Source organism: uncultured Nitrospira sp. (assembly GCA_902500695.1).
In the GTDB taxonomy this organism is placed as follows: Bacteria; Nitrospirota; Nitrospiria; order Nitrospirales; family UBA8639; genus Nitrospira_E.
In genome coordinates, this window is the sequence record CABVRQ010000027.1 from 25,197 (window position 1) to 35,572 (window position 10,376).

A 10,376-nucleotide genomic window follows, 5' to 3' on the forward strand; every position below is an offset into this window, starting at 1 on the left:
TTCACATCTATTGACCAAAGGATCGTTCCATGAAATTCATCTCGTATGTTCTCACCGTAGGTCTCAACATCATCCTGATCACTCCGGCGTTCAGTTATGAGGAAATGACAGTCTCCAATGGAGGCACCATTACCGGAAAGGTATTCCTGGCGGGGAAAGAACCCCCGGCCTTGGCGTACAGTCTGATTACCAACCCCGACACGGACTTTTGCGGACGTATTTCCACAGGAACAGGATGGCGTCTCGTGGATGAATTTCAATTGGCGCCGGATGGTGGGCTTCAAAATACTGTGGTTTTTTTGGAGGGTATTTCTCAAGGCAAACCCTTTCCCCAAACAGGTCCAGCCAAAGTCGCAGTGGAGGATTGTCTGTTTACGCCCTGGGTCTCGGTTGTGCAAAACGAACAACCACTCCACATCGTCAACATGGATCCCATTATTCATGATGTGCAAATTTATGAAACGGCACCATTCGGCTCAAAAGTCATGCTTCATCGCCCGCTCCGGCTCAATCCGTTCCATCCTAAGAACAGAATCAAGGATCATCAACACAACCCTGGCGAGGCGATGGTCGACACGGTTGAGTTCTCCCAGGGCCGCAGAATCTTATACTTGGAATGCGGATTTCACACCTACATGCAAAGCTGGGGAGTCGCGGTAGACAACCCCTATTACGCCATTACCGATGCGGAAGGAAAATTCACCCTCCCTGATGTCCCGGAGGGCGTCTATTCGCTCTTGGCCTGGCATCCGGGCATGGGAGGATTTATCAAAATGGAAGTGGTGATTTTAGCTAACGAGACATTGAAGACCAGAATGGAATTTCAGAATCCGATCGACCGGCGCATGGCCCACAATACGATGTTTTCTAATTATCGGTTTGGCACCGAAGTCCTGGAAAAAGAAGGAGCAGTCTATGATGTCCAAGTAACGCATGAAACCCAGGACATCCTCAGCGACCAGCATGAAGAAACCGCTAATAAACATTCAGGCCATTGAGGCTTCATCTAAGGGACTAGCTAGAGAATCGCAGAGAAAGACTCAGGATCAATGCTAGTCTTTAACAACATTGAGTCGATCATGATCTCCTATCCTCTGCTTCGAACGTATCCACCTGGTTTAGACAACCTGAAAAGCGGGGCCTGACTGAATGAGCCAGGCCCCATTAAAGTAAGCTTCCCCCCCACTAGAAATAGGCCTCCTTTCTTCTCTCCCCGATGCTCCATGCTTGGCTTCGGACTTACCTATGCCCATTTCACGAAATAAAACAAGACTAGCGCCAGACGGCAAGTTGCGATAGGCTGAATTTTTTGAAAAACACTGTGGGGAAGGCATCAGATATGAAAAATTCGATCAATATCGTGGCAGGAGAAAATATTCCATATATCAAAGAAGCATGTGCCGGTATGGGGAACCTCACCCTTTTGCCAGGACGGTCCATCACTTCCAGCGATTTGCAAGACACGAATGTTTTACTCATTCGATCCATTACGAAAGTTGATGAGACGTTATTGAAAGGCACTCCAGTCGAATTTGTCGGGTCAGCCTCCGCAGGAGTGGACCACATCGATATAGCCTACCTCAAATCCCGAAATATCGGCTTTACCTCGGCAGCCGGATCAAATGCCAATTCGGTGGCCGAATATATCATGGCCGCATTATTGTTCCTTGGGAAACAACAGGCCTTTGCCCTCAAAGGAAAAACCATTGGCATTATCGGCGTCGGGAACATCGGCAAACTGGTTAAACACAAAGCGGAAGTGCTGGAGATGCTCCCGGTCCTCCATGATCCTCCGCTGGCAGAAACGGGCCAACTCGATCACCGTTCGTTAGCCGAAGCGCTCAGTTGTGACGTGGTCACGCTGCATACGCCATTGACCACCGACGGCCCCTACCCGACCTTTCACATGCTCAACGAGCAGACACTTCAATGGCTCAATCCCTCCGCGATCTTCATCAATGCCGCCCGTGGGGAAGTTGTGGAGACACAGGCCCTGCTGAAGGCCATCACAGAAAATCGTATCGGGCCGACCATCATCGACGTGTGGGAAGACGAACCCGCCATTAACTGGGACCTCTTTCAGGCTGCCACCATCGGCACACCGCATATTGCCGGACACTCCCTCGATGGCAAAGCCAATGGCACCTTCATGATCTATGCAGCCTTGTGCAAACATCTGGGCATCTCCCCCGCATGGAATCCCGTCCAGGTGCTGCCCGCCCCTACCGTCCCGTCTTTAACCATCGACTACCACGAGCAATCTGATGAAGAGTTGATTCAAGAAATGGTCACAAAGATCTATGACCTGGAAGCCGATTATCATCGCATGCAGGAACTGCTCGCGATTCCTCAAGAAGAACGACCTCGTCGCTTTGATGAACTTCGCAAAAACTATCCCGTCCGCCGGGAATTCCACCGAACCCGCGTCACGCTCCCAAAAAATCAGGAGAGGCTCCAACAGTTCCTTGCAAGAGTAGGCTTTTTTGAATTCAGCGAAGAAGGATAAATCGGACAATGGCAGGTCAATTGCCTTGAACCTGTCCATCCTGAGCCCAGGGGCATGCCATGGATTAAAAGCTCCTGCCCTGAGGAAAGCCTAAAGAGAATGAGCGATCGATCTGCCGGCAGAAGGATCGAATGCTTGCCTTCTATTTAGGTATCGCCCTGTGGTTGGAAGGGAAAAAGAGAAAGGTAGACGGTATCCGCGCGCTTCTTAATCCATTGAAACCGGAATAACGTGCGGATTTGACTGGAGTACTGCCCGATATTCGCCTCCTGCCAGAGACCTTCTGCAAAATACCGCCGATTCTCCCCCTCACTCAGAAATCCCGCGAACTTCTGATCGGTCACAAAGCTCACCGCCCAGCTGTTCGTCCAACCTGGATGACAACGCTGAACATAGGCATCGACCTGGAGAAGCAGAGATTTCGTTCTCTCCAGATCGGTCATGAGCGATTCGGAGGCAAGGAGAAACAGCACATCATGCCCTTGAGGAATATCGATAAGCCCGATACGGCTCTCCAGAGCCAGACAGGCTTGACGGTCAATGGCATACACATCCGGTTGGCCGGAATCGCCTTTTGGAATAGTAAGGCTATTGGGTGAACCGGGTTTGCACACAAACTTCAAGTCAGACGGAGGACAGTCCCACTGCAATTGCACCCCGGCTTGCTCAATATCATCTAACAAGGAAGGAATCCTGGGATTTAATGCCACCCTATTCTGAATCGATTCGCCCGGCACCAGCCGAACCATTTGTGATCCGAACCTCCCAATCGGGACGTCCTGCTTGACCGGACTCTTTGGTGCATCCAAGCGGGTGGCCGAGAGCCAGGTAGAACCATCCGTCGGATTCCAAGGTAAATCCCGAACATCGACGTTGACCGGTTCATCACTGATATTGGTTAAATGAACGTGCAGTTCATACAGATGGTCGCCGGGCCTCTTCAAAAACACCTCCATCGCCAACGGTAACCGGGGCTCTTCCTCAGGATCTTCAGCCGCACCGGCGGTGGACGGTACGAAAAGGGTCAAACCCCAAATACCAAAACTTATTACAAGACAAAGAAATCGGTTCAAGGAATTTTTACGCATAGGCTGTCGCAACCATTTAACAATTCATTGGGAAACGTGTTAAACCTTTTCCATGCAAGATAGGCGTTTTTCGGAATAATGGTCAAATTATTAACTGAGAAAACGTTTTGAGTAGGTAAGGCCAATCATGTTATTTGGAATACATTTTTTACCGAAGCATTGAGCCGACCAAAGCGAAAGCGACAGGGTGACCCGCAATCGAAGCTGAGCAGTCAGAAAAAATGGATTTTTCTTCTAGGTCTCCAAAATGGGAGAATAAGAAGCAGAAAAAATGCTTATTTGTCAGTTACGAGAGAAAAGTCTCGTCTAACCAAAACAATGACTTCAGGATATTTAATGAACACAAGCAAAATGCCATTCGGCAAGCCCGGTTTTTGAAATAATCGCCTTAGGTTCCAAGGCACCAGGCCCTGCCTGGCCCTCTAAAACCAAATTCCAGGAAACAGGGTTGGGGATTTCCGCAGGATTGATTGAGTCTTGAAAAAAATCGTTGTCGGACTGGGGAATGGTAAATTCGCCAAAAAGAACTCTTTTCCCATTTAAACCATCGTAATAAAAATAGCCTGTTCCTCTAAAGTTCAATTCAACAGGATTTGCTACTCTTACATCCAAGAGACCAAAATCATCCGCAGGGGTCTGATTACAAAATGGTCCACCAAGATTTTGTGCCCGCACTATGTATGTTTGCTCAATAACCTCAAGTTCGCCCCGGAAGAAGTAGGAGAGAACGGCGGCGGAATAACCGACCGCGCGGGGAATGAGGTTTTGGGATTGGGCCTCATAGATCGCATCATCCAACTCTAGTTGGCCTAACAGATCCAAATTTGTGTTGGTCAGAAGAAATTGGGCTACAGCTTGGTTCCCGGTAAGCTTGGCTGCCCGAGAGCCGGGAAATGCAGCGCTTCCAAGTCGAGGAAGGGTCAAGTAAGGTGAAGGGATAGGGGCTGGGACCAATTCTGTGACCATAGGGTATCTAATTTCTGCATTGAAGATACTTCCCTGCCCGGGAATCGTGTCATCGGTAAAAAAATTGGCATTGGTATATTCTGTTACACCTATGTCTGTGCCCAATGTGGCCTGAGGATTTGACCCGAAATAGACATTGCGATCAAATAGATTCGAAAATGGTTCAGAACGAGTGGCACCACCTTGTTCCAACATAGAAGGATTGGGACTGAAAATGCCGCCACCGATATAGGAACCGACGCTTTTTCTTTCCATATAGTCATGCAGACCATCATCGAAGGGATGAAGATCGTCCCGCACATGGGAAGGATTGGCGGAATCCTGAAGGAGATGCATTACCTGGCCTAAGGCGCGGAAGGTCTTTCCCCAATATTCATCTCGGTCGGCCTTGGTTTCAGACGTTAGGGCCTTAAAATAATAGTCCCGTGCATCATTCCAGGACCATTTCTGTTGTCCAATGGGGTTAAGTCCCCAATCAATGGCTGAGATTCCACCCAGTACCGGAAGCTCTAAGCCCTTATTTTTAATTGGTTCATGAAAATGGTTTAAGGACCTACCTTCATCATCTTCCTTATTACTCCCTAGTTTCAGCAATTCTCGTGGAGTTCCTCCTTTAACCGATGCATTCAAACCACCCTCTAGTGCCAAATTATTTATGAGATAGGCATTCAGATTACCTTCCACTATTCTAATGGCCTGTTCCGTGATTTCCTCGTGGGTATTCCGTTCCCAAGCCCATCCACTAGTAGGGATAAAAGGAATGCATACTAGGACGAAAAGAGAACAGATAGTGGCATGTAGTAAGTTTGTCAGAACTGGATTCAAAGAGAATTTCAGGGAGAAGAAAAAATGGGGACAAGACTTATTAAACGCTTTGTTTGGTGAAATTAGGGGTATAACACTAGAACAATTACACATGCGCCTTTCTCCTTCTTAAGCGAATACCGTCAAACCAAATGACAAGTGACCAACTTATGTAGATTTAATCTTTCTTTTCTGGCAAGCCAGACCTCATTTATTTAAGCGGGTTTGTGAATATTTATCCGTCAGATACCCGATGAGCCATCCGCTCAGGGTATAAAGAATAGTACCAACGATTACCATTGCAATGTAGAGATTGGTTTCTCCGGACATATCTAATTTTGCGAGAAGTTGACGGAGGTTTAAATTGAGGAACACAAACGGGAGATAAACAACAAAAAAAACAAAATGGAAGTAGAGTTCAATCAACTTTCCGCCATAACCATTGCCACTCAATAGGCTATACATTTCGAAAAATGAAAGAGGAAGCACTACGACCACGAAATGAATCAAGGCTCCAATCAGGGCGTATGCGGTCGACCGCTTATATTCTGAAAAATTCTTTCGCACGTAACATCTCCTTTGCCAACAGCCGATTTCCTGGCTTTCCTTAAAAACTTCGGATGCGCCATTGGCCATCAGTGTCCAAAACAAATTCAACTTCCAATGGGTATTGAATCTCTCCTAGGATTAGTGGTGTTGAGGATTTCCCGACCACGCGTCTACCCCGGCCATCTGTAAGTTGCAACGGAACATTAAAGACATTAGCCAATTCACCCAGATGGTCCTTGAGGACCGTCCAGTCATGGCGCATGACCTCCCGCTTTCGTATAAGGATATGCGAAAGCGCCTGTTCAATATCACCTTGCGCAAGGGCCTCCATCATGCCTGACCATTCGGCATTGAGCATAATTTCAAATGCCACGGGATCTAACGCTTGGACTACTGCCGTGGCCTCAAAAATATTTCCCATGGTATCTGTTACTCTCACTTTGGGCAGATACAACCCGGGCTGCGTGAACGTGAGGATGTGTTCAAAGAGGTCTGGTCCCTGTAGATCAATAGTTCCATCGCCTTGAAAATCCCATTGAATGTTAGCAACCGGTTGGTCGATTTCAATGGAGACCCGAAGAGTGACCTGGCTGGGAGCGACATTTCGATCCGGCGACACTCGCAATTGCACCTGGTTGGTCAAGATTTCGGTGGTGTGGACTTGAATGGTAGAAGATGCTTGCTGCCCACAGGCATTAGTCGCTTGCGCGACGACAGTGGTGGGACCGAGCGTCCCTGTGCCCTCTCGCAAAGGCACCCGTTCGATCGCGTAGGCAGATCCCAACACTTTGGCGGCTTGTTGATTGACGACCACCCCTACCAGGCTTGAACCACTGCTCATCACTTTTCCTTTCACCAACATGGTCGGTTGATTAATCGTAGCATTGGCCAGTGGAGCGTCAATGGTCACAGTCAAACAATTGGCGGTACAGGCGATATAGGCCTGCACTTGTGCGCCGAGCGGACCGGTCAGCCGAACCTCAAGATTATTCCGTGCTTGCACCACGATGGGCTCGGTAATCTGGCTGTGGGCTCCGGTGAAATTTTGAGCCCCGATCACTTCCGTCCCGTTTAACAGGACAGTCCCGTGGGTCACCCGATTTGCCCCTCCGGATGTGCCATTGATCATGACTAACTGGTAGTGGGCTGCTGGTTCGCAATTCGAAAAGTTCGCCTTGAAAATTTCTTCTCCCGTGGCATGTTTAACCCATGCCACGGGTCCCCAGATGGGTGTGAGATTTGTCGGTGTAGCGGAAAGGGTGACACCAAGATTCACACTATTGGTATGCCCTGCTCCATCCACACCCCTAACAATCAGAGAATTTCCGCCTTCATGTAAGACAATGCCATCGGCGAGAAACACTCCACCTGTGACCGTCGCGGAAACTCCATTGACCGTGACGGAGGCATTGGGATCATTAACGAATCCAGTTACCGTAATAGGACTCATCCCCACCAGACTTCCTTCTGAAGGACTTGTAATCAGCAAGGCCGGTAATTGGAGAGGTAGGGGGGCATGGGCAACGATGACAACCGTATCGGGTGAACTTGAAGCCTTTTCATCCGAGACCACGACCCTTACGACATACGTTCCAGGAATATTCGGAATGAAGGTGGGCTGAGCGAAGGTAGGATTTAAAAGAGTCGCAGTACTCCCTTGAGGCCGGCTCTCCAACGACCATTGGAAGCTTAAGGCATCGCCGTCTACGTCATGGGAACCGCTACCATTGAGTGTGACTAATGAAAAGACCGGCACGTTTTGATCTTGTCCCGCATCGGCCACGGGTGGCGTGTTGCCTGTAGTAATTATCACCGTGATGGGATCACTATTTTCCATCCCATCGTTGACAATTAGCTGAGCCACATACAATCCGACCAGATCTGCACCAAATGTCGGTTGAATAGAAGTTGAGTGTGAAAGTGTTGCCGTGCTCCCTGTTGGTTTGGCGATAAGCGACCATTGAAAGGTCAACGAGTTGCCATCCACATCATGGGAGCCGCTTCCATTGAGGTTGACGGTACTTCCTACCGGTACCGTTTGGTCTTGGCCCGCATGGGCCACCGGTTTGGAGTTTTGCGTGTTGATCAGAACCATGTCCGGCGTGCTGACTTCTTGCCCATCGTTCACAATCAGTTGAACCTGATAGGTCCCTGCCAGATCAACCAGGAAATCGGACATGGACGAAGTCGGGTTCGAGAGTGTGGCCCTACTTCCATTTGGGATGCTCACAAAGGACCAATTGAAACTCAACGGGTCCCCGTCTACATCATGGGAACCATTTCCATTCAAAAGGACCGATTGTGTGACAAACACGGTTTGATCCTGGCCCGCTCCGGCCACAGGAGGCGAATTAATCGTTGTTATCGTCACTGTATCGGGATCACTATCGACCGATCCATCATTCACGATGAGTTGAAGGGTATAGATTCCTGGAGTGTTTATCGCCAGGGTGGGCATGATTGCCGTGGTGTCGGAAAGCGCAGCGGTATTCCCGACGGGTTGTGATAGAATTGTCCATCTATAGGTCAGAAGATTCCCGTCCACATCGGTTGAATCGGTCCCATCAAGCTGCACCGTCATTCCAATGCGAACTGTCTGGTCAGGTCCTGCGTGTGCCACTGCCGGAGTGTTTCCTCCCTGCCCCAACCCAAATCCTCCTTCCAATGCGATTGTGGTGTGGTTTCCCATGCGAACCCATTTGCCCACAAACGCTCCAGTAGCTCTGCTTTCGGCTTTGACCCTCAAAAGGCCCTTAGGAGCATATACCTTCGCCCTCACCTTACTGCCTTCCCCAAACTTTACCGCCTCCGGGGTGTCATCGATGGAGCCTGTTCTTCCATTAATGCCGGTGCTAATGATGAGGACATCGGCCGCAGTCAGGGTCACTGCACCAGGGGCCGGCCCGACAACCGTATGCCTGCGAGTATCGATCTGACCTGCCACGCGAATCTCGACGGCCTTAGTCGCCAGAACTTGGGCCTCTTCACGAATATCCCATTCTTGAAAGTGGTAAAGACCACCTGAAAGGGTGACAATGGCTCCGGGACGAACTTTGAGCCGACCATAGCGCCCAGCCTGAAGGGTAAGGACTCCTCCTGCTGGAACATCGAGGTCCTGCGATCCAGGGTGAACCGATGGGACAGGCGGCAACTCGGAAACGAGTGGGAACCTAACTGGTGTTGTCCTGGTCCCTAGGATCTGTCCCGGTCCTAAGAGTGTATTGACCACAATATTCTGTATCTGAGATCCACTTTTTAATCTGACGGTATCCCCTATTATCTGGCTATTACTGTTTTGAACCACAACATCATGACCGATGGTCATTTCTTGCTCACCGTTCAGATAGGGACCGATACTCGTTTGATTTGCCCCAACATCTCCGCTGAGAATTGTACTACCCTGTCGAATCCAAACCCCCTCATTCCCTAGCACCACAAAATCCTGAGCCGCCTTGGCCTTTCCAGGCACATTCAGAAATATTAGGAACAGGATAACAATCCATGTGGAACTAGCAGGTATTCGAAAATATGTTTTCCAACTCCATGTCATCGAAGGTATTCCCCTCTTTGCTAAGGACCCATGATTATTCAAAAGTAATTTCCTTAGGAGTGAAAGCTCTGGAAGTATGGGAGGAAAGGGAAAAAGCGCCTATACCCCGTTGTAGGGGAAGCAATTGTTTAAAAAAGTTGAACGTAGAAAATCTTTAGAAGGAAGGATTGAACTTAGGAATCAGGCATCCTCTCCCACTGTATAGCGGTAAAGGCAAGACCGTTGACGTAACGGTTCGATCATGTCGACCCTAACCGGATGGACTGTCACATTACCGGTAGAGACATGCGAGTGTTTTTGAATTTATTGGAACGATCAGAAGCAGATAGCTTGAATGGCTATCCCCCAAACATGCGTTTTGAATTCCACAGCACAATGGGACTCAAAAAGTAATCGGATGATCAGGTCTGTTACGACCAGAAAATACCGGTTGGAAGGTGGGCTCTTTAATCACCTATGGAGAAGAACCGTTCGGTGGGCTCCTGTTTCGTCGGTTTGATCATATTCCCGTCCCTCCTCTAGGATTATACTTTGAATGCCATGGCGTAGGCTCCCCATACTGATACGGATCAAGCGGATCATCCCCCAGCACACCCACGCCGCCACCAGACAAACACATAACAACCCCGCTAGTATGACTTAGACTCCCCATTTCTCCACGACAGACTCCATTTTGATGGTAACGGGAAATTTCCCTCTTGTGGGAAACGGTTCAATCATAGAAGTTTTGGCGGATGCTGGATGGCATTGTTTTTCAAATTACCCAGAAGGGTTGAGATTTTCGAATACAAAATTCGGGAATTCATTGTCAGCCAGGATTGGATTTAAAAAAGCTCCGGGTTCTAGAAATTTTTGATATACCATTGATGATCGGCTTCCCACACAAACTCTACCTCTAAGGGAAATTGGATTT

6 protein-coding genes are annotated in these 10,376 nt (G+C 48.9%); 2 read left to right on the top strand and 4 right to left on the bottom strand.

The window, feature by feature from the left end:
- Positions 1-29: 29 nt before the first annotated feature.
- Positions 30-998, top strand: a complete 969-nt coding sequence (locus AAH187_RS08905; protein WP_342348099.1) for a carboxypeptidase-like regulatory domain-containing protein — start codon at positions 30-32, stop codon at positions 996-998.
- Between the two features lie 341 nt (positions 999-1,339).
- Positions 1,340-2,506, top strand: a complete 1,167-nt coding sequence (locus tag AAH187_RS08910) for a 4-phosphoerythronate dehydrogenase (protein WP_342348100.1) — start codon at positions 1,340-1,342, stop codon at positions 2,504-2,506.
- Positions 2,507-2,652: 146 nt separating this feature from the next.
- Here the strand turns inward: AAH187_RS08910 and AAH187_RS08915 are convergent, their stop codons facing one another.
- From AAH187_RS08915 to AAH187_RS08930, 4 genes are all read right to left on the bottom strand, one after another.
- Complete coding sequence (locus AAH187_RS08915; protein ID WP_342348101.1) at positions 2,653-3,534, bottom strand: hypothetical protein; 882 nt, start codon at positions 3,532-3,534, stop codon at positions 2,653-2,655.
- 393 nt (positions 3,535-3,927) lie between these two features.
- Positions 3,928-5,154 (bottom strand): hypothetical protein, encoded by a 1,227-nt coding sequence (locus AAH187_RS08920; RefSeq protein WP_342348102.1) that lies wholly within the window; start codon positions 5,152-5,154, stop codon positions 3,928-3,930.
- Positions 5,155-5,571: 417 nt separating this feature from the next.
- Positions 5,572-5,931, bottom strand: coding sequence for a hypothetical protein (locus tag AAH187_RS08925; protein ID WP_342348103.1), 360 nt, complete (start codon positions 5,929-5,931; stop codon positions 5,572-5,574).
- A 40-nt stretch (positions 5,932-5,971) separates the two neighbouring features.
- Positions 5,972-9,463 carry a PKD domain-containing protein gene (locus tag AAH187_RS08930; protein WP_342348104.1) on the bottom strand — a complete coding sequence of 1,164 codons (3,492 nt, stop codon included), beginning with the start codon at positions 9,461-9,463 and terminating at the stop codon, positions 5,972-5,974.
- Positions 9,464-10,376: the final 913 nt, after the last annotated feature.

Bases quoted from the DNA above. Each gene is read 5' to 3' on its own strand.
- AAH187_RS08905 (WP_342348099.1), top strand. From the start codon at position 30: ATGAAATTCATCTCGTATGTTCTCACCGTAGGTCTCAACATCATCCTG.
- AAH187_RS08910 (WP_342348100.1), top strand. From the start codon at position 1,340: ATGAAAAATTCGATCAATATCGTGGCAGGAGAAAATATTCCATATATC.
- AAH187_RS08930 (WP_342348104.1), bottom strand. From the start codon at position 9,463: ATGACATGGAGTTGGAAAACATATTTTCGAATACCTGCTAGTTCCACA.